The organism is Pararhodobacter sp. SW119 (assembly GCF_017811755.1).
Classification (GTDB): Bacteria; Pseudomonadota; Alphaproteobacteria; order Rhodobacterales; family Rhodobacteraceae; genus Pararhodobacter.
This window is the reverse complement of record NZ_JADDJF010000010.1, coordinates 58,932-84,854: the sequence shown is the minus strand read 5'-3', so window position 1 is coordinate 84,854 and position 25,923 is coordinate 58,932. Positions and strand designations below refer to the sequence as shown.

Annotated in this window: 24 protein-coding genes; 7 read left to right on the top strand and 17 right to left on the bottom strand. The window is 68.0% G+C overall.

Annotated elements, in window-relative coordinates; genetic code table 11:
• Window positions 1-69 precede the first annotated feature (69 nt).
• The 13 genes from IM708_RS08660 to IM708_RS08600 all read right to left on the bottom strand — a co-directional run bounded on the left by IM708_RS08660 (window position 70) and on the right by IM708_RS08600 (window position 12,815).
• Window positions 70-765, bottom strand: a complete 696-nt coding sequence (locus tag IM708_RS08660; protein WP_209426064.1) for a hypothetical protein — start codon at window positions 763-765, stop codon at window positions 70-72.
• A gap of 461 nt (window positions 766-1,226) precedes the next feature.
• On the bottom strand, window positions 1,227-1,733 hold the full coding sequence (locus tag IM708_RS08655; protein ID WP_209426062.1) for a histidine phosphatase family protein: 507 nt from the start codon (window positions 1,731-1,733) through the stop codon (window positions 1,227-1,229).
• Entirely contained in the window at window positions 1,730-2,380 is a 651-nt protein-coding gene (locus IM708_RS08650) for a ferredoxin (protein ID WP_348524955.1), read from the bottom strand. The genes IM708_RS08655 and IM708_RS08650 overlap by 4 nt, the downstream gene beginning before the upstream one ends.
• Window positions 2,364-3,248, bottom strand: coding sequence for an acetylglutamate kinase (gene argB / locus IM708_RS08645; protein ID WP_209426119.1), 885 nt, complete (start codon window positions 3,246-3,248; stop codon window positions 2,364-2,366). Before argB ends, IM708_RS08650 begins: the two co-directional genes overlap by 17 nt.
• Before the next feature lie 18 nt (window positions 3,249-3,266).
• Window positions 3,267-3,917, bottom strand: a complete 651-nt coding sequence (gene yihA / locus IM708_RS08640; protein WP_209426060.1) for a ribosome biogenesis GTP-binding protein YihA/YsxC — start codon at window positions 3,915-3,917, stop codon at window positions 3,267-3,269.
• Window positions 3,914-4,558 carry a CatB-related O-acetyltransferase gene (locus IM708_RS08635; protein WP_209426058.1) on the bottom strand — a complete coding sequence of 215 codons (645 nt, stop codon included), beginning with the start codon at window positions 4,556-4,558 and terminating at the stop codon, window positions 3,914-3,916. Before IM708_RS08635 ends, yihA begins: the two co-directional genes overlap by 4 nt.
• Window positions 4,552-5,310, bottom strand: coding sequence for an MOSC domain-containing protein (locus IM708_RS08630; protein ID WP_348524954.1), 759 nt, complete (start codon window positions 5,308-5,310; stop codon window positions 4,552-4,554). Before IM708_RS08630 ends, IM708_RS08635 begins: the two co-directional genes overlap by 7 nt.
• Window positions 5,307-7,097, bottom strand: a complete 1,791-nt coding sequence (yidC, locus tag IM708_RS08625; protein ID WP_209426056.1) for a membrane protein insertase YidC — start codon at window positions 7,095-7,097, stop codon at window positions 5,307-5,309. The genes IM708_RS08630 and yidC overlap by 4 nt, the downstream gene beginning before the upstream one ends.
• 232 nt (window positions 7,098-7,329) lie before the next feature.
• Window positions 7,330-8,871, bottom strand: coding sequence for a bifunctional diguanylate cyclase/phosphodiesterase (locus tag IM708_RS08620; RefSeq protein ID WP_209426054.1), 1,542 nt, complete (start codon window positions 8,869-8,871; stop codon window positions 7,330-7,332).
• A gap of 71 nt (window positions 8,872-8,942) precedes the next feature.
• On the bottom strand, window positions 8,943-9,815 hold the full coding sequence (gene ttcA / locus IM708_RS08615) for a tRNA 2-thiocytidine(32) synthetase TtcA (RefSeq protein WP_209426052.1): 873 nt from the start codon (window positions 9,813-9,815) through the stop codon (window positions 8,943-8,945).
• Window positions 9,816-9,994: 179 nt separating this feature from the next.
• Complete coding sequence (locus IM708_RS08610) at window positions 9,995-11,365, bottom strand: glutamate--cysteine ligase (RefSeq protein WP_209426050.1); 1,371 nt, start codon at window positions 11,363-11,365, stop codon at window positions 9,995-9,997.
• Between the two features lie 30 nt (window positions 11,366-11,395).
• Window positions 11,396-11,929, bottom strand: a complete 534-nt coding sequence (locus IM708_RS08605; protein ID WP_209426048.1) for a hypothetical protein — start codon at window positions 11,927-11,929, stop codon at window positions 11,396-11,398.
• 124 nt (window positions 11,930-12,053) lie between these two features.
• Entirely contained in the window at window positions 12,054-12,815 is a 762-nt protein-coding gene (locus IM708_RS08600) for a 16S rRNA (uracil(1498)-N(3))-methyltransferase (RefSeq protein WP_209426046.1), read from the bottom strand.
• Window positions 12,816-12,827: 12 nt separating this feature from the next.
• Here IM708_RS08600 and ubiA point away from each other — a divergent pair, with 12 nt between their 5' ends.
• From ubiA to IM708_RS08585, 3 genes are all read left to right on the top strand, one after another.
• Entirely contained in the window at window positions 12,828-13,844 is a 1,017-nt protein-coding gene (gene ubiA / locus IM708_RS08595; protein WP_209426044.1) for a 4-hydroxybenzoate octaprenyltransferase, read from the top strand.
• 113 nt (window positions 13,845-13,957) lie between these two features.
• Window positions 13,958-15,883, top strand: a complete 1,926-nt coding sequence (locus IM708_RS08590; protein WP_209426042.1) for an OmpA family protein — start codon at window positions 13,958-13,960, stop codon at window positions 15,881-15,883.
• A 24-nt stretch (window positions 15,884-15,907) separates the two neighbouring features.
• Window positions 15,908-16,231, top strand: a complete 324-nt coding sequence (locus IM708_RS08585) for a hypothetical protein (protein WP_209426040.1) — start codon at window positions 15,908-15,910, stop codon at window positions 16,229-16,231.
• A 288-nt stretch (window positions 16,232-16,519) separates the two neighbouring features.
• Here IM708_RS08585 and IM708_RS08580 read toward each other — a convergent pair whose 3' ends face one another.
• From IM708_RS08580 to IM708_RS08565, 4 genes are all read right to left on the bottom strand, one after another.
• Entirely contained in the window at window positions 16,520-16,963 is a 444-nt protein-coding gene (locus IM708_RS08580) for a molybdenum cofactor biosynthesis protein MoaE (protein ID WP_209426038.1), read from the bottom strand.
• 19 nt (window positions 16,964-16,982) lie between these two features.
• Complete coding sequence (gene moaD, locus IM708_RS08575; RefSeq protein ID WP_209426036.1) at window positions 16,983-17,234, bottom strand: molybdopterin converting factor subunit 1; 252 nt, start codon at window positions 17,232-17,234, stop codon at window positions 16,983-16,985.
• Window positions 17,231-17,899 (bottom strand): CDP-diacylglycerol--glycerol-3-phosphate 3-phosphatidyltransferase, encoded by a 669-nt coding sequence (gene pgsA / locus IM708_RS08570; RefSeq protein ID WP_209426034.1) that lies wholly within the window; start codon window positions 17,897-17,899, stop codon window positions 17,231-17,233. The genes moaD and pgsA overlap by 4 nt, the downstream gene beginning before the upstream one ends.
• 515 nt (window positions 17,900-18,414) lie before the next feature.
• Window positions 18,415-19,374: an aspartate carbamoyltransferase catalytic subunit gene (locus IM708_RS08565; protein ID WP_209426032.1), complete on the bottom strand. Its 960-nt coding sequence runs from the start codon at window positions 19,372-19,374 to the stop codon at window positions 18,415-18,417.
• Between the two features lie 121 nt (window positions 19,375-19,495).
• Here IM708_RS08565 and IM708_RS08560 point away from each other — a divergent pair, with 121 nt between their 5' ends.
• From IM708_RS08560 to IM708_RS08545, 4 genes are all read left to right on the top strand, one after another.
• Window positions 19,496-20,302 (top strand): uracil-DNA glycosylase, encoded by an 807-nt coding sequence (locus IM708_RS08560; RefSeq protein WP_209426030.1) that lies wholly within the window; start codon window positions 19,496-19,498, stop codon window positions 20,300-20,302.
• Complete coding sequence (gene moaB, locus IM708_RS08555) at window positions 20,299-20,856, top strand: molybdenum cofactor biosynthesis protein B (RefSeq protein WP_209426028.1); 558 nt, start codon at window positions 20,299-20,301, stop codon at window positions 20,854-20,856. The genes IM708_RS08560 and moaB overlap by 4 nt, the downstream gene beginning before the upstream one ends.
• A gap of 78 nt (window positions 20,857-20,934) precedes the next feature.
• Entirely contained in the window at window positions 20,935-22,395 is a 1,461-nt protein-coding gene (locus IM708_RS08550; RefSeq protein ID WP_209426025.1) for an HlyD family efflux transporter periplasmic adaptor subunit, read from the top strand.
• A 3-nt stretch (window positions 22,396-22,398) separates the two neighbouring features.
• Window positions 22,399-25,806, top strand: coding sequence for an efflux RND transporter permease subunit (locus IM708_RS08545; RefSeq protein ID WP_209426023.1), 3,408 nt, complete (start codon window positions 22,399-22,401; stop codon window positions 25,804-25,806).
• The last annotated feature ends 117 nt before the right edge of the window (window positions 25,807-25,923 follow it).

Here is a 25,923-nt window from a genome sequence, read left to right as displayed (position 1 = left end):
TCTGTCCGAAAATATCCCGGGGGGTGAACTGGCGCATCCAAGAGGGGGGCCGCGCGCGACCAGCGGTAATCAGTCGAACATGTCGGCTATGACGGCCTGTTCGGCGTCCTCCCATCGGCCGACGACGTCGCCCAACTCCTCGATTTCTTCCTCGCTGAAGTGGTGGGCACCTTCCGCGTCGATCCGACACAGGTTGAACGGCTTGCCGACGCTGGCAGAGGTGAGGTCGAGCGCTCGCAGAACTCGCAGGACCGCCGCGCAACCGAAACGTACCGGCCGATCGGCCAGGTGGAAGTGGGACAGCAGCGAACCCGCCTGCTGGGCCATGGCCGCACCGCTGCCGATTGCATGGAAACCGATATCGCCGTAGTGCCCGATCATGCCCGAGGGTGTTATTTCCAGTATCCAGGGCTCGCCGTCGCGCCATCCGGCGGCCATCACGTAGGCCGATGGCGTCCCGCCGCCTTCGTCGCCCGGTACGTCGGTGATGAACGTGTCGTAGTGATGGCGAAGGATCGGCAGGACCTGTCCCTGCAACGCGCGCCCGATGTCGGGCGCCTCCAGGATTGCGGCGCTGTTTTCATTGAAGCAGCGTTCCACGTCCGTCAGCACCGATCGCGCACCGCTGCCGCCCCAGGCGGCCGACTTGCCCAGGGGGTGAAGCTTGTCGGCGGGATAGGTCATGCCGCGCCCTTTGTCGGTGATCTGGGAGTCCGAGCCGAGCACAACGCCATCTCGGCACACGGTGGCAAGCACGACGGTCATGTAGCGATCCTCTCAAGTAGGTGTCATGGACATCCCGGTCGGACATCTCTTGTAATGGCTCGAAAGATTCAGGCCTTGACGAGAAAGACGATGCGACATGACGCATTCTCCGCTCCGCCCATAACGTCTTCGGCCGTTACCCCGTTCCACCCGGGTCACCCTTTTTCCAACAATCGCGCCGAACACACGAAACGCAAGGCCGCATAGCTCCCTTCACTTTGAAGGGTTTCGCACGGACACTTCCTTTGTCGGGACATTGAGCCCCGATCCTCAGCGTCGACGGCACCATTTCCGGCAACGGGCTTGGGGCAGCGCCCCCCTTTTCGCCTCGGTCCCAGCCCGAAACCCGCGGGCTCAGACGTTACCAGATCCCTGCTGCATCGTTCGGAACTGCCATACGCTTGCCATACGCTTGCCAGCCGCTTGCCATACACTTTCCGGCACCCTGCCGGCGGGCGTTTTCAGGCGTTGATTTCGCGCGGGATGATGAAATCGCGTGCCGCGCCCATGCCGAAGTCGACCTCCTGCCAGGTCGCGACCTCGAAGCTGGCGACCAGCGTCGCGCCGGTCGGATAGCGGCGAAACAGCGCATGCGCCGGCGGCTGCGCGACCAGCCGTTCGGCGAAATCGGCGATGCCGGGGTTGTGCCCGATCATCATCACCGTATCGCCCGTGGCATGCCGCAGCACGGCCAGCATAACCACTGCCCCGGCGTGGTAAAGCGCTGATTTCAAGATGATTTCCGGCGGCGCCGCGAAAGCCGGCGCGATCCCTTCCCAGGTTTCGCGGGTGCGCACCGCGTCCGAACACAGCACCGCGTCGGGCAGATACCCGCGCGAGGCCAGCCAGGCGCCCAGATCCACGGCCGCCGCCCGCCCCCGGTCGTTGAGCGGGCGGTCGTGGTCGGACATGACCGGGTCGTCCCAACTGGATTTCGCGTGCCGCGTCAGGATCAGGCGCTTGGTCATGGGTGAAACCGGCTCATGTGATAAGAAGATTGAGCCGGCACTCTTGCATGGCTTTGCGACACCGGGCAAGCCCGCCGTACCGCGCAACCGAGCGAAAGACATTCCGCCCCCGCGAGAGTGTCCAAAAAGGCATGACATTCCGGTAGGTTATAGCCATCCGAGGTCAGCGCACCGACCGGGCATGCGGTCTGGCAAGGGCGTCCGACGCAGCGGTCGCAGGGCTTCTCGGCGGCGGGCAGGGACACCGCGAAAGGCAGCGCCAGCGCGCCCCGAAACGCCACCCACAGCCCCGCCTCGGCATGGACGAGCAGTTGCACCGGGCTTTGCCAGATGCGGCCGGTCTCCCGCGCCCAGCGTTGAAACGGCGGCCAGGGCGGCCCGTCGGAGGGAAAGACCGCCCCGCCCGCGAAGCGCCGCGCCAGCGCACCGAGGATACGCTTCGACCAGCGGTCGACCGGATCGGGCGCGCCATCGCGCCATTCGGCGCTGGCCGTCAGTCGATCCCACCAGGCCGATCCGCCCCGCGTGCCGACCAGCACCAGCGCGCGGCTACCCGCCGGGCAAAAGGCCGGATCGGGCGGCGCGGTGCCGAGGGCGACCAGCGCCTCGGCCGCAAGTGCGGCGTGCAGATCAGACGCGCTGGCCACGCGGCGTCACGCGCGGCTGCGTCGCGCGGATCATCGACCCGGCGCCGTGTTCGGTGAAAAGCTCCAGCAGGCAGGCGTTGGGCACCCTGCCATCCAGAATAACGACGGCGCGCACGCCGGCGTCGATCGCGGCCAGCGCGGTTTCGGTCTTGGGGATCATCCCGCCTGCGATGATCCCTTCCTCGGTCATCGCGCGGACCTGGTCGGGGTGCAGTTCGGTCACCACCGCGCCGCTTTCGTCCTTCACGCCGGCCACATCGGTCAGCAGCAGCAGCCGGTCGGCCTGCAGCGCGCCGGCGATGGCGCCGGCGGCGGTGTCGCCGTTGACGTTGAAGGTCTCGTTGTCCTCCATGCCGGTGGCGACCGGGGCCACGACCGGGATGATCCCGGCTTGGAACAGGTCGCGCAGCACCTGCACGTTCATCTCGACCGGGCGGCCGACGAAGCCCAGTTCGGGGTCGTCGGCGACGCAGACCATCAGGTCGTCATCCTTGCCCGACAATCCCACGGCGCGCCCGCCCTGGTCGTTGATCGCCTGCACGATGCGTTTGTTGACCAGGCCCGAGAGCACCATCTCCACCACCTCGATTGTGGCCTTGTCGGTCACCCGCTTGCCGCGCACGAAGTCCGACTTGATCCCCAGCCTGGCCAGCACCTCGTTGATCATCGGCCCGCCGCCGTGCACGACCACCGGGTTCACCCCGACCTGTCGCATCAGCACCACGTCGCGGGCGAACTCGGCCATCGCGTCGTCGTCGCCCATCGCGTTGCCGCCGAACTTGATGACGACGATGGCGCCGGTATAGCGTTGCAGGTAGGGCAGCGCCTCGGACAGCGTGCGGGCGGTGGCGATCCAGTCTCGGTCCATCTTCTGACGTCTCATCGTTCAGTCCATCGTGGCGACGATCGCCCGCAGCGCGGCGATACCCTCGCCTTTTTCCGACGAGGTGACAAGCAGTTCGGGATAGGCGGCGGGGTGGCGGTTCAGTGCTTCGCGCACCTGCGCCAGCGTCTTTTCCCGTGCGCCGGCGCCGATCTTGTCGGCCTTGGTCAGCACCGCTTGAAAGGTCACCGCGGCGCGGTCCAGCAGGTCCATGATCTCGTGATCGACGGCCTTCACTCCGTGGCGCATGTCGATCAGCACGAAGGCCCGGCGCAGGGTCTGGCGGCCGGACAGATAGGCCTTCAGCAACTCCTGCCAGCGCGCCACCACGGGCTTCGGTGCCTCGGCAAAACCGTATCCCGGCAGGTCGACCAGATAGACCCGCCCGCCCAGGTCGAAGAAGTTGATCTCCTGCGTGCGCCCCGGCGTGTTCGAGGTTCGCGCCAGCGCCTTCCGGCCGGCCAGCGCGTTGATCAGGCTCGACTTGCCCACGTTCGACCGCCCGGCGAAGCAGACTTCCAGCCGGTCGGCCGGCGGCAGGCCGTCCATCGCCACGACCCCCTTCACAAAATCGACCGGCCCCGCGAACAGCTTGCGCCCGGCTTCCTCGGCCAGCGGATCGGGCGGCTCGGCGATCGGGAAGGGAAGTTTCATGACGCCGCCCTCAGGGCGGCAAGGTCGCTGCCCCGGATCGCATCGAGGTTGCGGGTGATGCGTTCCACCGGCCAGTCCCACCAGGCGATGTCCAGGAGCGCGGCCACCGTCTCGGGGTCGAACCGGCGGCGCACCTCGCGCGCAGGGTTGCCCGCGACGACGGCAAAGGGCGCGACATCGCGCGTCACGACGGCCTTTGCCGCGACGATGGCGCCCGCGCCGACGCTGACGCCGGGCATGATCCAGGCCTCGGAGCCCACCCAGACATCGGCGCCGATAACCGTGTCGCCGCGCTTCTCGGCCTCCCAGCTCGCCGGGTCGAAACCCTTTTCCCAGTCGCCCCCGAAGATGTTGAACGGAAAGGTCGAAAAGCCGCCCATCGCGTGATTGGCGCCGTTCATCACGATCCGGCAGCCGGTCGCGAAAGCACAGAACGCGCCGATCACCAGCCGGTCGCCGACGAAGTCGAAATGGTGCAGCACGTTGCGGTCGAAGAACTCGGTCGCGTGCTCGGGGTCGTCGTAGTAGCTGTAGGGTCCCACCGTAACATTCGCCCGTCCCGCCGCTAGCGGTTTCAGCGCCACCACGCGCGGAAATTCGGGCACCGGATGCAGCCGGTCGGGATCGGGGCTGGTCAGCATGGCCGGACCGTATCGCCGACGGCGATCTGCCCGCCCGCGATGACCTCGGCATAGACGCCGAAATCCTGATGGCCATAACCGTCTTCCAGCGTGCCCAGCGTGTCGGCGTCCAGCTGTCCGGTCCGGGGATTGGCGCAGGTCGCGCGGCAACGGGTGATGCGCTGGGTGATCTTCAGGCGCGCGCCACCGATCTCGATTTCGCGGCCGATCAGGTCGAATTCTTCCCAGGGCGCCAGGCCCTCGACCCAGAGGTTGGCGCGCCAGCGGTGGATCGACAGTTCCTGCCCCAGCCGCTGGCCGAGTATGCGGTTCGAGGTCAGGCTGAGGATCGAGATCCAGGGATCGGGCACATCCGTCAGCGCCCCGCCATCGGCGCGCGCGACCAGTCGCCGGGGCGCCGGCCGACGCTCGGGCCAGAGGGGGCGCAGCCATTCGACCACGGCGTCGCCCTCGTCGGGCAGGCGGGCGATCAGGTCGGGACGGGCAGGGTGCGACAGCGTGACGGTCTGCGTGGCGTCATCGAACTGCGCGCGGATCGCCATCAGCGCCCCTTCAGCCCAGCCGCGCAGGAACTTCAGCTTCGGCTCCCATCCCTGCGGCTGATCGCCGAAATCCGCGGCCTCATGCGCGACCGCCCAGGCCCGGTCGAAGGGCAGGGCGCGGCCCGGCGTCAGCGCCGCGCGCGCGATCTCCTCGAAGCCGACCGACTTGATCGGGTGGCGGCAGATATGGGCCAGGCGCAGGTCGCTCACTTCGTCGCATCACCCTTCTTGCGGCGCACGGTCTGCTTGATGTTGCCGAAAAGGTCGGGCTTCGATCCGTTCAACCGCATGATCATGTACTGCTGCGAGAAGGTGATGATGTTGTTCCCGATCCAGTAGAGCAGCAGGCCCGAGGCGAAACCGCCGAGTACGAACATGAACACCCAGGGCATCCAGTTGAATATCGTCGCCTGCATCGGGTCTGTGGGGGCGGGGTTCAGCCGCATCTGCAGCCACATGGTGAAGCCGAACATCAACGGCATGATGCCGATCAGGATCAGCGCGGCGATGCTGTTCGGATCCGGCGCCGCCCAGGGCAACAGGCCAAAGAGGTTGACGATCGACGTCGGATCCGGCGCCGAAAGGTCGTTGAAAACCCACAGCCACGGCGCGTGTCGCAACTCGATGGTGACGAAGATCACCTTGTAGAGCGAGAAGAAGATCGGGATCTGCAGCAGGATCGGCAGGCAGCCCGCGGCGGGGTTCACCTTCTTTTCCTTGTAGAGCTTCATCATCTCCTGCTGAAGCTTCTGGCGGTCGTCGCCCGCGCGCTCCTTGATCGCCATCATCTCGGGCTGCAGGTCCTTCATCTTCGCCATCGAGACGTAGGACTTCCACGCCAGTGGCAGCAGCACGGCCTTGATGATCAGGGTCAGCACCAGGATCGACCAGCCCATGTTGCCGATGATGCCGTTGATGAAATGCAGCAGCGCGAAGATCGGCTTGGTCAGGAAGAAGAACCAGCCCCAGTCGATGGCGTCGGTGAAACGGTCCACATTCGCTTCGCGCTCGTAGCTGCGGATCAGCGACCATTCCTTGGCGCCGGCGAACAGCATCGACTGGGAGCTTGCGCTGGTGCCGGCCGGGACGGTCACGGTGCTCTGCCGGATCGAGGTCTGGTAGATGTCCGCGCCGGGCACGTATTGCGCCACGGCGGTGAACGCCTGACCGGGGGCGCCGATCAGCGTCGCCATGAAGTACTTGCCGGTCAGGCCGATCCAGCCGTTCTCGACCACCTCGGTGACGGTGGCCGGTGTCCGCTCGCGTTCATGCACGTTGTAGCCGCGCATCGACTTGTAGCTGTCCTCGGTCAGCTGGCCATCGGCCATCTGCACCAGACCCTCGTGCGAAATGAAGAAATTCTCCAGGTCCGACGGCAGCCCATGCTGCGCAAGAATACCGTAGGGGTCGAGTGCAACCTGCGCGCCGGTGTTGTTCTCGACCGACTGGGTGACGGTGAACATGAAGTCCGCGTCGATCTCGTAGGTGCGCTGGAAGACAAGGCCCTCACCGTTGTCCCAGCGTATCGTGACCGGCGTCTCGAGGGAGAGGGCATTGTCGCCGACCTGCTCCCAGACCGTGTTCGGCCCCGGCACCTGCTCGAATCCCAAGGCACCGCGCGGGCTCCAGCCGTAGAGCGCGTAGAACGGCTCGCGCCCCCCGCCCACCGGGTTGAACAGATGCACGATGTCCGATCCCGGGCGCGTCGTCTCGAAATAATCGCGCAGTTGCAGGTCGTCGACGCGCCCCCCGGTCAACGAAATCGTGCCGCTCAGGCGCGGCGTGTCGATGTCGATGCGCGCGGCGGTCGGCTCGGCCTCCTCGGCCAGCGTCACCTCGGCGGGCACCTCATCGGAGGCGGGCGGCGGCACCAGTTCCGTCTGCTGGACGGTCGGCGCGGGCTCCGGCTCGGGCGGCGGAAAGAGCGCGAACCAGATCAGAATGACCATCAGGCTCAGCGCGAAGGCCAGGATCAGGTTCTTGTTCTGGTTGTCCATCAGGGGAATTCCGGCAGCCTAGGTTCAGGTTGGGCCGGTTCAACAGACTGTGCCCCCAAAGGTCAAGCGGATTCCCGGCACCGTCCGGCCCGCTCGCCGGTTTTTCATCTACGACCCAGTCGCGCAGCGCGTCCGCGGACGCAGGCCGGGCACCGGGCGCGGTAGCCTCGATTTCGGTTGGATGCTGCGCGAACCGGCACGCCCGACGGCAGACCGGCGGTCGCCGCCGCGCTCAGCCGCGCTCGCCCTCGGCGATGGCGGCCGCGCCGGTTCCGGCCCGGATCGCGGCCTGCGTGCGCAGCCAGCGGGCCAGATCGGTCGCGGGCATCGGCCGGGCAATCCCGAAGCCCTGTCCGTGTTCGCAGCCCATCTTGGCCAAGAGCGACGCTTCCTCGGGTGCTTCGATCCCCTCGGCCACGCATTGCAGGCCCAGCTCGCCGGTCATCGACAGGATCGCGGCGACCATGCGGCGCTGGTCGGGATCGCGGTGCATGTGGGTGACGAAGGACCGGTCGATCTTGACCCGGCTCACCGCGAAGCGCCGGATATTCGCGATCGACGCATGCCCGGTGCCGAAATCGTCCAGGTCGATGCCGCATCCCAGCGCGGCCAGCCGCGCCACGTTCTTGACCAGCACATCGTCGTCGGTGTGGGTCACCACCGTTTCGACGATCTCCAGCACCAGCCGCTCGGGCGCGAGGTCATGGCGGTCGAGTTCCCAGGCGATGGTATCGGCAAGCTGCGGGTTGCCCAGTTCGGGCGCCGACAGGTTGACCGCCACGTTCGGCACCACCAGCCCCTGCGCATCTAGCCGGTTGAGCGTGGCCAGACCGTCGCGCAGCATCCGTTCGGCAAGGCGCGTCGACAGGCCCTCGGCCTCGATCAGCGGCAGGAATTCGGCGGGCGGGATCAACCCGCGCTCGGGATGCAGCCAACGCGCCAGCGTCTCCATCCCCGACACAGCCCCCGAGGCCAGTTCGACCTGCGGCTGGAAGAACGCGCAGATCTCGCCATTGTCCAGCGCGCGCCGCAACTCGGCGCGCAAGGCCGGGGCCGAGGGGGCGGCGGTATCGGTCGCGCTGAAGCTGTGCACGCCGCCCGGCCCGGAATTCAGCGCGATGCGCGCCGCCCGTTCGGCGGCCTCGATCATGCCCAGCCCGGCGGCGCGGGCGGTGGCGGGGTTCAGGCAGATCCCGACCGAAACGCTGGGCCAGACCGTCACGCCCGAATACCGGAAGGGTTTCGCCAGATCCGCCTGCAGACGCTGGGCAACCGCCAGAACCGTCTCCACCGCCGTGCCGCGCAGCGGGGCCAGGGCGATGGCGAACTTCGCATCGGAAAGAACGCAATAGGCATCCTGCGTGCGCAGCCCCTGGCCCAGGCGCAGGGTCAGCGCCTCGGCCAGCGCGCCGATGAAAAGCTCGCCGTGATGCGCGGTCAGCGTGTCGAAATCGTCCAGCCGCAGCAGCAGCGCCGCCGAGGTCAGCGCGCCGCCGCTGCCTTCGTTCAGCGTCGCCTCGACCGTCTCACGCGGCACCGGACGGCAGGGCGCGCGGCGCGGCTCCGAGGGGCGCCGGTCGTCGCGCGTCGCCACGATCAGCCAGACCGACTGCAGGGCCACGACACTGGCCACCAGCCAAAGCTCGCCGCCCCAGAAATACGCCAGCAACGACACCGCCGGGACCAGCGCCAGCGTGTGCGGCCGGCGCGCCCAGTTCGACGCCCGGCGCGCCCACTCTGAAGGCGTATCTATCCGCACCGCCTGAAAGCGCATTTCGACAGGCTCCTGACCCGGTGGCACCCCGTTTCCACAGACAGGACTCGCCGCAAGCCTTAACCGAAGCCTTAACCCTGGCCGGAAAATTCCGTCGAATTGTCCGCGTCGTCTTGCTCGACCGCAGGTTGCAGCGCGGCGAAGTCGAACAGCGTGGGGTCCGCCAGATGCGACGGGCGGGCGTTCATCAGGGCGCGGAACATCACCTGCCGGCGCCCCGGACTGCGCTTTTCCCATTCGTCCAGAAGCGCTTTGACCTGCATCCTCTGCAAGGCGTCCTGGCTGCCACAGAGGTCGCACGGGATGATCGGATAGCGCATGTCGCGGGCGAATCGGTCGCAATCGGCCTCGGCCACAAAGGCCAGCGGGCGCAGGACCAGCACATCGCCGTCCTCGTTCAGCAGCTTCGGCGGCATGGTCGCCAGACGCCCGCCGTGAAAGAGGTTCATGAAGAAGGTCTCCAGCAGGTCGTCGCGGTGATGGCCCAGGACCACCGCGCTGCACCCTTCCTCGCGCGCGATCCGATAAAGGTTCCCGCGACGCAGCCGCGAACAGAGCGCGCAATAGGTCCGCCCCTGCGGGACCTTGTCCATCACGATCGAATAAGTGTCTTGATATTCGATCCGATGCTTCACGCCCATGCGGGCCAGGAACTCGGGCAGGACCGTCGCGGGAAACCCCGGCTGGCCCTGATCGAGGTTGCAGGCCAGCAGATCGACCGGCAGCAGGCCCCGCCACTGCAACTCGTGCAGCACCGCCAGCAGCGTGTAGCTGTCCTTGCCGCCCGACAGGCAGACCAGCCAGCGCGCCCCCGGCGTGACCATGCAATAGGTGTCCAGCGCCTCGCGCACCTGTTGGACAAGTCGCTTGCGCAGCTTTCGAAACTCGGTCGTCTTGGGCGCGCCGTGAAACAGCGGGTGGATGTCGTCGCTCTCGTCCAGCATGGGGGCCTCGCCGGGGAAGGAACAGGCGCGATATGCCAGAAACCGCGGCTCGTGGCCAGAACGCGTCGCCGGGACGCCGCCAAGGCCCCGGAAACCGGTTACGATCAGGTTAATTTGTTAGCGGTAACGACTTTCATATCAATTACTTGGTCGATTGTCCAAATTTGGACACAGGCCCCTCAGTAGCTGTATTCGGCATAGATCCGGCTCAGATCCCCGGCCCATTCGCCGTGATAGCGCGCCAGCATCTCGTCCGCGGGGGTCTGCCCGGTCTCCAGGCTTTCCTTCAGCGCGTTCAGGAAATGTGTCTCATCGGGCAGCATCCCGCCCGCGCCCGGCCGCGCCCTGGACTTCAGCCCTGCCTCGGCGATCGCCACGACCTCGCGCGCCAGGTCGAGCATCCGGATGGTGCCGACACGCGCCGCCAGCCCCTCGACGCTGGCCGCGACCCGCAGCCCCTCGCGCGTCTCGGCGTCCCAGCCGCGCGCCAGATCCCAGGCCGCATCCAGCGCCGCCTGGTCGTACATCAAGCCGACCCACAACGCCGGCAGCGCGCACAGCCGCCGCCACGGCCCCCCGTCGGCGCCGCGCATCTCGATGAAGCGCTTCAGCCGCGCCTCGGGGAAGATCGTGGTCAGATGGTCGGCGAAATCCGACAGCGTCGGCACTTCACCGGGCAGCGCCGGCAACTCGCCCCTCAGGAAGTCGCGGAAGTTCTGGCCGGTGGCGTCGATATAGCGGCCGTCGCGGTAGACGAAATACATCGGCACATCGAGCGCGTAGTCCACCCACTGCTCGAACCCGAAACCCTCGTCGAAGACGAAGGGCAGCATCCCCGTCCGGTCGGGGTCCAGATCGCGCCAGATCCGCGCGCGCCAGGACTTGTGGCCGTTCGGCTTGCCCTCGAAGAAGGGCGAGTTGGCAAAGAGCGCCGTCGCCACCGGCTGCAGCGCCAGCGCCACGCGCAGCTTCTGCACCATGTCGGGCTCGGACCCGAAATCCAGGTTCACCTGCACGGTGCAGGTCCGGTACATCATCTGCAGCCCGTGGGTGCCGACCTTCTGCATGTAGTCGGTCATCAGCCGGTAGCGCCCCTTGGGCATCATCGGCATCTGCGCGTGCGACCAGACCGGCGCCGCCCCCAGCCCGATGAACGCCGCGCCGATATCGTCGGCGACCGACTTCACCTGGCGCAGATGCTCGTTCACCTCGTCGCAGGTCTGGTGGATATTCTCCAGCGGCGCGCCCGACAGTTCCAGCTGCCCACCGGGTTCCAGGCTGACATTGGCACCGTCCTTTTCCAGACCGATGATCTTGCCGCCTTCCTCGATCGGCGCCCAGTCGAAACGGTCGCGCAGCCCCTCCAGCATCGCCCTGATCGATCGCGGCCCCTCGTAGGGCAACGGCTCGAGCGTGTTCTGGCAATAGCCGAACTTTTCGTGCTCGGTGCCGATGCGCCAGTCGGACTGCGGCTTGCAGCCGGCGGCCAGATACTCGGCCAGTTGGCCCGCGTGTTCGATCTGTCCGCCGCCGGACTGGGGAATGGACATGGGCCGCGCTCCGGCTGGTTATGGTCGCCTTCACCTGTGCCGCGGCGCCGGCCGAGTCAAGGGCACCGGCGCCGTACGCCGCCAGATCGGCTGGTCGCCCGGCGTGGGGGCGGCGTCGATGCGGCGCAGCAGATGCGCCATGTCGACGCCGGGCAGTTGCGCGAAAGCGTCGAACAGCGCCTCGGCACCGCGCGCGCCGCGCGGAATGTCCAGCCGCGTGCCATCCGACGCGCGCAGCCGCCAGCTTGCGCCATCGGCGCTCAGGTCCAGCGCCTCCAGTTCCCGCAGCGCGATGAAGCCGCCGGTCTCGGGGCCGAAAAGGGTGATCTGCCCCTCCAGCACCTGCACCACGCCCGGTGCCCCCGCCTGAACGGAAAACCGCGCCCGCCGCGTGCCGAGGATCGTCAGGGCCAGCCCCGCCAGCGCCACGACCGCGCCCAAGCCCTTGAGCACCGGCCCGGGCTGGGCGGTGAACCAGACCCCCATCGCCAGCAACCCCAACCCGATCAGCGCGTCGCGCCAGTGCCGGATCAGGCGCCGCGCCTCGGGCCGGATCAACGGCATGGGCCGGTTCCCACGGCGCCGACCGCCATGCTCCGAATGCGCAGCACAGCACCCGGCAGGTACCTCGATCCGACCGGACCGGCCCCCGCAACGCGCGCCCGCGCCATCTCTGCGCCAGGCGCGGTCACCGCCAATCCCCCTGCGTCGCCTGCCAGAGCGTGATCGCCGCCAGCGCAGCGGTTTCCGCCCGCAGGATGCGCGGACCCAGCGCCATCGGCCGGGCGAAGGGCAGCCCGGCGATCCGGGCGCGCTCGTCGGGCGCGAAGCCCCCCTCGGGACCGATCAGGATGGCCGCGGGGCCCCCCAGGTCGGGCCGTGCCGCCGCACCGGCGCGGGTCTCGTCCGCCCACCACAGGTGCCGCCCTTCCGGCCAGTCCGCCAGCATCGCGGCCAGCGGGCGCAGATCCTCGACCTGCGGCACGTGCGTGGCGCCGCACTGCTCTGCTGCCTCGACGGCATGGGCCTGCAACCGGTCGCGGCGCACCCGCTCGGCGTTGGTGAAATCGGTCTGTACCGGCAGCAGGCGGGCCACGCCCAGCTCGGTCGCCTTCTCGACGATGAAGTCGGTACGCGCCTTCTTCAACGGCGCGAACAGAAGCCACAGGTCCGGCGGATCGCGCTGCGGCGCGGTTCGCGTCAGGCTCTGCGCCGCGCCCCCCCTCTTGCCAAGTTCCTCCAGACGCACCCGCCATTCGCCGTCGCGGCCGTTGAACACCGCGATCTCGGCGCCCGGTTGCAGGCGCATGACCGAGCCGAGGTAATGCGCCGCCGGTGCCGGCAGGCTAAGCGGTTGCCCTTCGCCCAGCGGCTGCTCTAGAAACAGGCGCACGCGAGGACGTCGGGCAGGGGACTCGGGTTCGGCGGAGCGGCGATGGCCTTCAGACATGGGACCGAATGTATGAGCGGATCGGATCGAAGGCCAGAGCCCGGCGCGTCGCCCGAAGGCGGCGACCAGGCCACGCCCGATTCCGCGGCCGAGGGCGTTGCCGACAGCGTTCACGACACCTGGCTCACCCGGCTCACCCTACCCGGCTGGCACCCCTATCTGCGCCTCTCGCGAGTCGAGCGGCCGATCGGCACCTGGCTGCTGCTGCTGCCCTGCTGGTGGGGGGCGCTGCTGGGCGGGCTGGCGGTGCCCGACCTGCGCGGCTGGCTGACGGTCTGGATCCTGCTCGGCTGCGCCATCGGCGCGCTGTTGATGCGGGGGGCGGGCTGCACCTGGAACGACATCACCGACCGCGACATCGATGGCCGCGTGGCGCGCACCCGCAACCGCCCGCTGGTTGCGCGGACGGTCAGCGTGCGCCAGGCACTGGCCTGGATGGCGGCGCAGATGGCGGTCGCGTTCCTGATCCTGATGACCTTCAACTGGGCCGCGATCGGGCTGGGCATCCTTGCGCTGGTGCCGGTGGCCATCTATCCCTTCGCCAAGCGCTTCACCTGGTGGCCGCAGGTGTTTCTCGGGCTGGCCTTCAACTGGGGGGCGCTTCTGGCCTGGACGGCGCAGACCGGCGCGCTGGGGCTGCCGGCGGTGTTTCTCTATCTTTCCGGGATCGCCTGGACGCTTTTCTACGACACGATCTACGCCCATCAGGACCGCGAGGATGACGCCCTTATCGGCGTGAAATCGACCGCGCGGCTCTTCGGCGCGCATACCGACAACTGGCTGCGCGGCTTTCTGGTGGCGGCGATCCTCTTGATGTCGCTGGCCATCATCTTCGCGCTGGCGCCGCTGGCCGATCCGCTGGCCATGTCGCTGGCGCTGGCCGGGGCCTGGGCCTTCGGCGCGCATCTCAACTGGCAGCTTGGCAAGTTAAACATCCACGACCCGGATGTCTGCCTGACCATCTTCCGCTCCAACCGCGACGCAGGGTTGATCGTTGTGCTGTTTTTCGCCGCCGCCTTCCTGCTCTGATTGCATCCCGCTCGGCGACTCGCTAGGGCAGGGCCCATGCAAGAGACAGGTCCGATCCGCGATCGCCGCCGCCACGGGACGCGATCTGCCGGACCCGGTGTGACAGGACTCCCATGCCGCGACTGATCCCCTATCTGCCCTGGGCGGTTTTTGCCGTCGCCGCCTTTGTCGCGGTACTGGCCGCGGCGCTTCTGGCCGGCACGCTGGAACGGCAGACCCGCGCCGACCTTGAAACCGCTTTCGCCGAGGCCCGCATGGACTGGGTCGAAGTCGCAACCGACGGCCTGCGCGTGCATCTTTCGGGCACGGCGCCCGACGAACGCGCGCGCCTCACCGCGCTGCGTCTGGCCGGTGGCGTCGTCCATTCCGCACGCCTGCGCGACACGATCGAGGCGCAAGGCGCCGCCGGCGTGGTCTCGCCGGTTTTCCGGATCGAGGCGCTGCGCAATCACGACCGCATCTCGGTCATCGGACTTGTCCCCGCGGTGCAGGGCGCCGGCGCGATCGTCGAGCGGATGGCCGCGATCGAGGATGAGATCGCGGTCGCCGACATGTTGCAAAGCGCCGATCACCCGGTGCCGCCGGGCTGGGAACAGGCCGTCGACTATGCGCTCGGCGTGCTGACCGCGCTGCCGGTGGCGCAGGTTTCGGTCACCGCCGGCCGGATCGAGGTGCAGGCGCTCGTGGCCAGCGACGCGGCGCGCCAGCAGCTCGAGTCGGAACTACGCGCCGCCGCCCCGCGCGGTCAGGTCGTGATCCTGGACCTGGAGGCTCCGCGCCCGATCCTCTCGCCCTATACCTTCCGCTTCGTTCTGGACGAGGACGGCACGCGGCTGGAAGCCTGCGCCGCCGACAACGACGATGACCGCGACAGGATCCTGAGTGCGGTGCGCCGCGCCGGCGCAAACGAGCGGCTGACCTGCACGATCGGCATGGGCATGCCCGCCCCGCGTTGGGCGCAGGCGGTGGAACTGGGTGTCGAAACGCTGGCCGGGCTGGGCGCGGGTACGCTCGGCTTCTCCGACACCGATGTCGCGCTCCGCGTGCCGGCGACTGTCGCCCAGGCCGAGTTCGACCGCGCCGTCGGCCGGCTGGAGACCCGCCTGCCCGAGGCCTTCACCCTGACCGCCGAGCGGCGCGAGCCAGATCCCGACAGCGTGGCCGAGGACGACACCCTGCCCGAACTGCGCGCCACGCTCGATACCGAAGGGCGCGTGCTGATCGCTGGCCGCCTGCCCGACGAGCGTATTCGCGGCGCCGTCACCGCCTTCGCCAATGCCCGCTTCGGCTCCGAGGCGGTGACGCTTGAGGCGCGCCTCGACCCCGAACTGCCCTCGGGCTGGTCGGTGCGCGCGCTCACCGCGCTCGAGGCGCTGGCGGAACTCAACTCCGGCAGCGTCCTGATGCGCGCCGACCGGGTCGACCTGACCGGCATCTCCGGCAATCCCGAGGCTTCGGACCGGGTCACCCGGATCCTCTCCGACGGGCTGGGCGCCGACGCGCGCCTCGCCGTCCGCGTGCGCTATGACGAGGAACTCGACCCCGTCGCCCAGGCGCCGACGCCCGAGCGCTGCGAAAGCCGCGTGCAGGCGGTGCTGGCGGCACGCAAGATCACCTTCGCGCCCGGATCGGCGCAACTGGACAGCGATTCCCGCGCCGTCCTCGACGAGATCGCCGAGATCCTGCGCGAATGCGGCGAACTGCCGCTGGAGGTCGCCGGCCATACCGACAGCCAGGGCCGCGCCGAAACCAACCAGCGCCTCAGCCAGGAGCGTGCCGAGGCGGTGATCAACGGGCTGCTGGAACGCCGCGTGCTGGTCGCCGGGATGGTCGCGCAGGGCTACGGCCAGGACAATCCCATCGCCGACAACGCCACCGCGGCGGGGCGCGAGGCCAACCGCCGGATCGAGATCTCGCTGATCCGGCCCGAGCCCGAACCCGCGGCCCGCGATGCCGAACTGGAAGCCCAGCTCGTTTTCGAGGTACAGACACCCGATGCCGACGATACCCGTCCGCGGGCGCGCCCGGCACCCAACTGATCCGACAACGAGGACCGAGGCCGTATGACCCGTTTCGCCTTCATTCTGGTGACCGCCGCGATCCTCTTTCTGGCCTTCGCCCTGGGCTGGGCGGCGCAGTGGCTGATGCAGCGCTTCACCCGCGTCAGCCAGGCCGATCTGGGCGAGCTCGAAGGCATGGCCCAGGCCCTGCACGAAGCCGAGGAACTGCGCGACCAGGCCATCGCCTATCTCGATGCGCGCGAGGCGGAACTGACGCGCGAACTGACCCAGACCCGCGCCGAACTTTCCGCCGCGATGGACGGCCTGCGCGCCGCCCGCCACGAGAACGAGATGCTGCGCCGCCAGTCCGAGGCGCGCCCGCGCTGAACGGCCGGAAGGCCCACGCGTTTCCCCGGCGCGACGCCCCGAGGCCGGCAGGTCCTTGCGCCCCCTGCGCGACCGGGGTACCCGGCAGGTGCTCCCGCCCCTCGTCAGGCTGTGCGCTTTGCGCACAACCTTCCTCGCGTTGGGCAGGGCGCCGCGCGCGGTGCGCGCGGCGAGAGGGCGCGCCGCAGAGGGCGGGCGTCAGGTTCAGGCGGGTGCGGCCAGGGGGGCCAAGCGCCGGTCATCGCGGTTCGGGAAACGGCGTGGCCGTCAGCGCGACAGTCGGCGCGTCTACCAGCGCGACAGCGCATCCTCGTCGGCTTCGGTCGCGGCGACCCAGTCGGCGCCCTCGGCGGTGATTTCCTTCTTCCAGAAGGGCGCGCACGATTTCAGGTAGTCCATCAGGAACTCGGCCGCGGCAAAGGCGTCGGCGCGATGCGGCGCGGCGGTGGCGACCATCATGATCGCCTCGCCCGGGGCCATGGCGCCGTGACGGTGCAGTATCATTGCGTCGGTCAGGTTCCAGCGGTCGCGGGCGGTGTCGGCCATTGCCGCCAGCGCCTTCTCGGTCATGCCGGGATAATGCTCGATCTCCAGGCGCATCAGGCCGCCGCCGGGGCGGTCCCGCACGATCCCGGCGAAGCTGACCACCGCCCCGGCGCCCTGCGCGCCGTGGGCGAAGGCGCCGGCCTCGGCGCCGTAGTCGAAAGGTTCGGGCTGGACGCGGATGCGCATCGCGCGGCTCCTTTCCCTGTCACCCGCCGGTCATCGGCGGGAAGAAGGCCACTTCGCGCACACCGTCCAGCGGGGCGTCGAAATCGGCCAGTTCCTGGTCCAGCGCCACGCGCACCGCCCTGAGGTCGGAAAACGCCAGCGCGTAGCGTTCCTCGCGCGCGCGCAGTTCCTCGACCAGGTCGGCGACCGTCGTCGCGCCGGTTTCCAGCGTTTCGCGCGGCTGGCCGATCCGTTCGCGCAACCAGGCGAAGTAGAGAATCGTCAGTTTCATGGCGCGGGCTCCTTCAGATGCGGGGCCGCCTTGCGCAGATAGTCCCATCCGGTGACCAGCGTCAGCACCGCGGCGATCCAGATCAGCACCAGCCCCAGCGTCCAGACAAGCTCGCCGCCGTGGAAGGCGACGGTCAGCAGGTTGATATCCTCGTCCAGCCCGGCGGCCGTCATCTCGGCGATCAGTTCGCGGTTGCGCGCCAGCGCCTGCTCGCGGATGTATTCGAGCCCGGTCGCGGCGAACAGGACCGCAATCGCCACCATCTGCGCCGTGGTCTTCCATTTCGCCAGCTTCGTCACCGCCAGCAGCTTCGACGTGCTGCCCAGGTATTCGCGCAGCCCCGACACGAAGACCTCGCGGAACAGGATCGCCGTCGCTGGCAGGATCAGCCAAGGGTTCATCCCCGAATAGCCGGTCAGCACCAGCAGCGCGATGATCACCATCGCCTTGTCGGCGATCGGGTCCAGCATCGCGCCGACACGGCTTTCCTGCTTCCACAGACGTGCCAGGTAGCCGTCGAAATAGTCGGTGATCGCGGCGCCCAGAAACAGCACCAGCGCCAGCCAGTCGGCCCAGGGCCGATGGAAGTAGAGAAACATCACCGCAACGCCGGGGGCGGCCAGCAGGCGCAGGGTGGTCAGGATGTTCGGCACGGTCCAGCGCATGAACTCTACATGGCCCAAACCGCTGGCCGGGGAAAGGGGGGTCAGGGCTGCCGCCATCGCAGGCGGTGGGCCACGCCGGTCTTCCTGTTCGACCCGCAGGTTTCCCGGCGGACGAGACGGGGCGGCGGCGCCCGGGCGACTCTGACGTCGCGCGAAAGGGTCCCGGAGGTGCTCCCGCCCCTCGTGCGGCTGTGCGCGTTGCGCACAACCTTCCTCGCGTTGGGCCGGGCGCCGCGCGCTTCGCGCGCGGCGAAAAGAGGCCCCGCCGCCGAGGGCGGGCAGTCCCCGCCCCCACCGATTTCATCTGTCCGAAAATATCCCGGGGGGTGAATTGGCGCAGCCAAGAGGGGGGGCAGCGCCCCCTTCACGGCCCCGGTAACAGCCCGAAACCCGCAGGTTCAGGCATTACCAGATCCTTGCCGCAGCGTTCGGAACTGCCATACGTTTGCCATACGCTTGCCAGCCGCTTGCCATACACTTTCCGGCACCCTTGCCGCTGCCCGCCGGACCCGCAATCAGGCCTCGCGCAGCGCCGCCTTCAGCCGCTCGCGCCGGAGGTTCTGGGCCAGCAGATCCATCGCCGCCATACGCACCGCCACGCCCATCTCGACCTGCTCCTGGATGACCGAGCGGTTGATGTCGTCGGCGATCAGCCCGTCGATCTCGACCCCGCGGTTCATCGGCCCCGGATGCATCACGATCGCGTCCGGCTTGGCGCGGGAAAGCTTTTCGGAATCAAGCCCGTAGCGGTGAAAGAACTCGCGCTCCGACGGGATGAAGGCGCCGTCCATCCGCTCCTTCTGGAGGCGCAGCATCATCACCACGTCGGCACCCTCCAGCCCCGCCTGCATGTCGTCGAAGACCTCGCAGCCGAACTCGGCCACGCCGGCGGGCATCAGCGTCGGGGGGGCGATCAGGCGCACGCGGTTTTCCATTTTCCCCAGCAATATCAGATTGCTGCGCGCGACACGGCTATGCGCGATATCGCCACAGATCGCCACCACCAGCCGATGCAGCCGACCCTTTTTGCGCCGGATCGTCAGCGCATCCAGCAGCGCCTGCGTGGGGTGCTCGTGGCGTCCGTCGCCGGCATTCAGTACCGCGCAATTCACCTTTTCCGCCAACAGGTTGACGGCCCCCGACGAAGGATGCCGCACGACCAGGAGGTCGGGATGCATGGCGTTGAGCGTCAGCGCCGTGTCGATCAGCGTCTCGCCCTTCTTCACGCTGGAATGCGCCACGGACATGTTCATCACATCCGCGCCCAACCGCTTGCCGGCCAGTTCGAAACTGGCCTGCGTGCGGGTCGAGGCCTCGAAGAACATGTTGATCTGGGTCAGTCCGGCCAGCGCTTCGGCGTGTTTGGCGCTGGACCGGTTAAGCTCGACATAGCGTTCGGAAAGGTCGAGAAGCGCCGTGATTTCAGATGGATGCAGGGGCTCGATACCTAGGAGATGGCGCTGGTTGAAACTCATCGGCGGCTCCGCATCGCTCGCGTCGCGGTATAGGAAGCCGCGTCCGGTACGGCAAGCACAAAGCGGTCAGCGCGACATCACGCCCATTCCCCCCCGCGCCGGGATCGCGTAATCTTGCGCCATGACCGCAGGTATGGACTGGCACCTCGCACGCGCGCTTCTGGAATGGCAGGTCGAGCTTGGCGCGACCGAGGCGATCGCCGATGCACCGATAGACCGTTTCACCGCGCGGGCAGACCCGACTCTCGCGCCCCCTGAATCGTCCACCACGCCCACGCCGACCCGCGCCGCCCCAGCGCGAACGACGCTCGCCAATGGCGTCGATCCCGTCTCGGCCGCCGAGGCAATGGCGGCCGCCGCGCCAGACCTTCCCGCGCTGGCCGAGGCGGTCGCGGCCTATCCCCATTGCGACCTGCGCAAAGGCGCGCGCAACACCGTGTTTTCTGACGGAAATCCGGCCGCACGCGTCATGCTGATCGGCGAGGGCCCGGGGCGCGAGGAAGATCAGCGCGGCCTGCCTTTCGTCGGTGCCGCCGGGCAACTTCTCGATCGGATGTTCGCCGCAATCGGCCTGTCGCGCACCAGTCCGGACACCAGTTCGGCGCTCTATATCACCAACGCGGTCCCCTGGCGCCCGCCCGGAAACCGCGAGCCGACGGCCGAGGAACTGGCCATGCTGCGCCCGTTTCTTGTCCGTCATGTGGAATTGGCGGATCCCGCCGTGATCGTGCTGCTGGGGAACACCGCGTGTCAGGCGATACTGGGCCGGCGCGGAATCATGCGGTTGCGCGGCCATTGGACCGATGCCATCGGCCGCCCCTGCATGCCGACCCTGCACCCCGCCAACCTTCTGCGCTCGCCCGAGAACAAGCGCGAGGTCTGGTCGGACCTTCTCGAGATCAAGGCGCGGCTCCGGAAACTCTCATGACCTATGACCTGCCCCGCCGCTTCGATGAGAGCCGCGACTTCCTGCCGGTGCGCTTTGCGGTCCTGACCGTTTCCGACACACGGCAGGCTTCCGATGACCGATCTGGCGACACGCTGGCCCAACGGATCGTGGACGCGGGGCACAACCTTGTCGCCCGTGGTCTGGTCCGCGATGAGGACGACGCCATCGCCGCGCAACTGCGCGAGTGGATCGCCGATCCGGGAATCGACGCGGTCCTGTCCACGGGGGGAACCGGCCTGACTGGCCGCGACGTGACGGTCGAGGCGCATAGGGCCATCTACGAGAAGGAGATTGATGCCTTCGCCACGCTTTTCACCCTGATCTCGGCCGCGAAGATCGGCACCTCGGCCATACAATCGCGCGCCTGCGCGGGCGTCGCCGGCGGCACCTACCTCTTCGCGCTGCCTGGCAGCCCCGGCGCCTGTCGCGATGCCTGGGACGAGATTCTTGCCCCGCAGTTCGACTACCGCCATCTTCCCTGCAACTTCGTCGAGATCATGCCGCGGCTTGACGAACACCTGCGACGGAAATGACCTATCGGCGCGTGCAAGCATGAACCGCCGTCGCGTTCCCGACGTATTCGTTTCGATCATAGCCAAAGGCCCGCGCCGATGCGTTTCCTCTCCCGCAGTCTGATCGCCGTGTTTCTTGCGGCGATGACGCTTGGCCTTCTGGGATTGGCGGGCTTGATCGTGCAGGGCGCATTCTCGGATCGCGCCGCGCAGGATGCACCGGAACGCACGGCCCGCGAACGCATCTTTACCGCCCGCGTCGTCACGATCCAGCCCGGCGAGATTGCGCCAGACCTTGTGGCCTATGGCGAAGTGCGCGCGCGGCGCACGCTGGAGATGCGTGCGCCCTTCGCTGGCCGCGTAATCGAGATCGCTCAGGGGGTCGAGGATGGTGCCGCGGTGACCGCCGGACAGGTCCTGATCCGCCTCGATCCGGCAGATGCCGAATCCGTGCGCGATCTGGCCGGCGCGGATCTGCGCCGCGCCGAGGCCGACTTGCGCGATGCCGCCCGCAGCCTGGATCTGGCCCGCGCCGACGTTGCCGAAGCTCAGGCGCAGGCTGATCTGCGGCGTCGCGCGTTCGAGCGTCGGCGCACATTGTCGGAACGCGGCGTCGGCACGGAAGCGGCGATCGAGGAGGCCGAACTGGCCTTCGCGGCCTCCCGTGCGGCAGTAATCGCCCGATTCCAGGCCGAGGCCCAGGCCGAAGCACGTCTGGAAGCCGCCGAAACCACGCTGGAACGCCAGCGCATCAACCTCGCCGAGGCAGAGCGCAGGCTCGCCGAGACCGCGATCACTGCCGGCTTCACCGGCGTGCTTTCGGATGTCACGGTGGTCGCTGGCGGTCTGGTCGGATCCAATGAACGGCTCGCTCAACTGATCGACCCTGACGCGCTGGAAGTGGCCTTCAGGCTTTCGACCGCACAGTATCTGCGGCTGCTTGATGACGATGGGAACCTGATCGATTCCGCGGGCCAAGCGACGATCGATCTGGGCGGACAAACGATCACATCACCGATCCGACTGGTCCGCGCAAGCCCCGCGGTGGGCGAAGGCCAAACCGGGCGACTGCTCTATGCCGAGCTTCAGGCGCCGCGCGGATTCCGTCCCGGCGACTTTGTCACGGTGCGCGTGGCCGAACCGCCGCTGCAGGGCGTGGCGCTTGTGCCTGCCACCGCGGTGGACGCAAATGGCGGCGTCCTGGTTCTGGGGGCCGGCGACCGGCTGGAAACGGGGCAGGTCGATCTGCTGCGCCGGCAGGACGACATGGTCCTGATCCGTGCCCACGGGTTGAACGGACAAGAGGTCGTTACCGCCCGCACACCGCTTCTTGGTGCGGGCATTCGCATCCGACCAGAACGGGATGAAACCGGCGAGGCCCGTGCCCCCGCGCCGATGGTCGCGCTGAATACCGCGCGCCGTGCCGCGCTCGTGGCGCGCGTGACCGAGAACGCAACCCTGCCCGATCCGGTGCGCAGCCGTATTCTGAACCAGCTTGAAGCCGAATCCGTCCCGGCGCAGCTGATCGAGCGGCTTGAACAGGGCCATCAGGGGGGCTGAGCGATGGGGCGGCAGGCGCTTCTGAAGGTCTCGGCGGTCGGGATCTTTAGATACTTCACACGTCATCGGACGGCCGCCAACCTTCTGTTGGTGCTGATGCTGGCAGCCGGCCTTCTGGCTTTGCCGCGGATGCACGCGCAGTTCTTTCCTGACATCGTCGTCGACAGCATCTCGGTTTCGGTCGCCTGGCCCGGGGCGGGGGCAGAGGATGTAGATGCCGGGATCGTCCAGGTCATGGAGCCGGCACTTCTGGCGCTCGAGGGTGTGTTGGGGAGCTCTGCCCGGGCTTCGGAGGGCAGCGCGCGCATCACGCTGGAATTCGACTCTGGCTGGGACATGACCCGCGCGGTGTCGGACGTGCAGGACGCGCTGGACCTGATCCGCACCCTGCCCGAGGATGCCGAGGACCCCCGGATCCTGCGCTCGACCTGGGCCGACCGGGTGACCAATGTCGTGATCACTGGTCCTGTCGGTGTCGATCAACTCGCGCGCTTCGCGGATGAAGTTGCTGCGCGGCTTTTCGACGCCGGAATCACGCGCACGACGATTCAGGGCGTTGCCGCGCCCGAAATCGCTGTTGAAGTGCCGCTCCTGAAGCTGGTGGAACACGACCTTTCACTTCAGCAGATCGCTCAGGCCATCGCGGCATCGGTTGCAGCCGACCCCGCCGGGGATCTCGCCGACGGCTCCGCCCGCGTGCGCACCGGGGTCGAGCGGCGGAGCGCCGAGGCGGTCGGGGCGATCGTGTTGCACACCCGGCCGGATGGCACCACGCTGCGTGTAGGGGACGTTGCGAGTGTGCAAGCGGGCAGCATCGACCGTGACCGCGCCTATTGGGTGGGCGACGACCCGGCCATCTCGCTGCGCGTGGATCGTTCGCAGTCGGGCGATGCGATCGGCATCCAGGCCGAGGTTCAGCGCCTTGCCGCCGATCTTGTCACAACCCTTCCCGAAGGGGTACGGATCGAACTCGTTCAGGCACGCGCCGATCTGATCAAGGGACGGTTGCAACTTCTGCTCGTCAACGGCGCGATCGGCCTGGGGCTGGTGGTGCTGCTGCTTTTCCTTTTCCTGAATGCGCGCACCGCCTTCTGGGTCGCCGCGGGCATTCCGGTCGCCATGCTGGCTGCCATCGCCGCGATGTATGCCCTTGGCATGAGCTTCAACATGATCTCGCTTTTCGCGTTGATCATCACCCTCGGAATCGTAGTCGACGATGCCATCGTGGTCGGCGAACACGCAGACTATCGCCACCGCGACCTGGGCGAGCCGCCCGCCGCGGCGGCCGAGAATGCCGCAACGCGCATGGCCCTGCCGGTCTTCGCGGCGACGATCACCACGATCACCGCGTTTGCCGGCCTCATGGTCATTGGCGGCCGTTTCGGGAACATGATCGCAGACATCCCGTTGACGGTGATCGCGGTGCTGGCGGCGTCGCTGATCGAGTGCTTCCTGATCCTGCCGCACCATATGCACCACGCCCTGATCGGCGCCGCGCGGGAGCATTGGTACGACTGGCCCTCGCGGCAGGTGAACCGGGGGTTCGGGTGGGTGCGCGAGCGTGCGTTCCGGCCGCTCATGCGCATGGTTGTTGCGGGCCGGTATGCCGTTCTTGCCGGGCTGGTGCTTTTACTCGCGGTCCAAGCGGCGAATGTCATCCGCGGCGACGTGGTCTGGCGCTTCTTCGTTCCGCCCGAACAGGGCACGCTCAGCGGCAACTTCGTCATGGCGCAGGACGCAACGCGCGCCGACACCCTGACCCAGTTGCGGGAGATTCAGCGCGCCGCCGATGCCGTCTCGACCCACCTTCAGGCCGAGCACGGCACTTGGCCGGTGACCCATGTCATCGCTGAGTTGGGCGGCAACGCCGGCCGGCAGCTTGCGGGCGCGGCCAATCGCCGGAGCGAGCTTGTCGGGTCGGTGACGATCGAGCTGATCGACGCCGATTCGCGCCACTGGTCCGCCTTCGAATTCACGACCGCCCTGCAGGACGAGGTGAAGCGTCACCCGCTTCTGGACGAGATCAGCTTCCGCAGCTTCGGCATGGGGCCGGGGGGCGACTCGCTTTCGGTGCAGCTCTTTGGTGCGGATGCCGTGACGCTGAAATCCGCCGCCGAGACGCTGAAGACCCGCCTTGCCCCCTTCCCCGAGATCTCGGGGCTGGAGGACAGCCTGCCCTATGACAAGGAAGAGACGGTGCTGGAACTGACGCCGCAAGGCCGTGCGTTGGGGTTCACCACCGACGGGTTGGCCCGTGAATTGCGCCACCGGTTGAGCGGGATCGAGGCCGCGACCTTCCCGGCAGGGATGCGGTCGGGGGCGATCCGTGTCGAATTGCCCGAACCCGAGCGGGGCGCCGATTTTCTGGAAGCCGCGCTGCTGCGCAGCGCGAGCGGTCAGTATGTTCCGCTGGGCGATATCGTCCGCATGGAGACCCGGCGGGGGTTCTCGTCGATCCAGCGCGAGAACGGCGTTCCGGTGGTCACCGTCTCGGGCGCCATATCCGAGGACGACGCGGCACGCGCCCGCGCCATCACCGAGGATCTGCGCCGCACTATCCTGCCGCGGCTGGAAGAGGATTTCGGTATCGCCACGCGGCTTTCGGGCTTGGCCGAGCAGGAGCGGGACTTTCTGAGCGACGCGCTTGTCGGGCTGATTGCCTGCCTGCTGGTGATCTACTTGACGCTGGCTTGGGTGTTCTCTAGCTGGATGAGGCCGCTCGTGGTCATGGCGGTCATACCGTTCGGGCTGATCGGTGTCCTTTACGGGCACCTGAGCTGGGGCATGGCGATGTCGATGTTTTCGGTCGTGGGGATGCTGGGCATGGCCGGGATCATCATCAACGACTCGATCGTTCTGGTGACCACGGTGGACCAGTATGCGCGGGAGCGCGGCCTGATCCCGTCGATTGTCGACGCGGCCTGCGACCGGTTGCGGCCGGTGCTGCTGACGACGCTGACCACGATCCTGGGTCTGGCGCCGCTGTTGTTCGAACGGGCGAGCCAGGCGCAGTTCCTGAAGCCGACGGTGGTCACGCTGGTCTACGGTCTGGGCTTCGGCATGTTGCTGGTGCTTCTGATCGTGCCGGCGCTGCTCGCGGTCGGGCACGATCTGTCGCGCGCCGGCCGGTCGTTCCGCCGGGCGCTTGGCATGGCTGGGACATCGGTGGGGCCGGGGCTTCGCTGGGTGCCGCGCGCGGCGCTGGCGCTGGTCGCCGCGACCTTCGCGGGGACGCTGGGCTGGCATCTGGTGACCGGCGCGCCGGGGGTGCTGACTGTGGTGCTGTTGCCCGGCTGGACGGGTCCCCTGGCCGAACTTGTCGCGTTCGCCGGGGCTGCGACGGTCGGGCTCCTGCTTTTGGGGGTGGGCAGTGCCGCGATGTTCTTTCGACTGCAGCGTCGGGCAGGATGAGCGGGGCACCACCGGTACAGGCTTGGCAGGAATTTTCCGGTCGAGGGAACGACGGGAGGGTGCCTCAGGGCAGTGTCCAAGCTTGGACAAACTTCCAAGGTGTTGATTCTAAGCGAT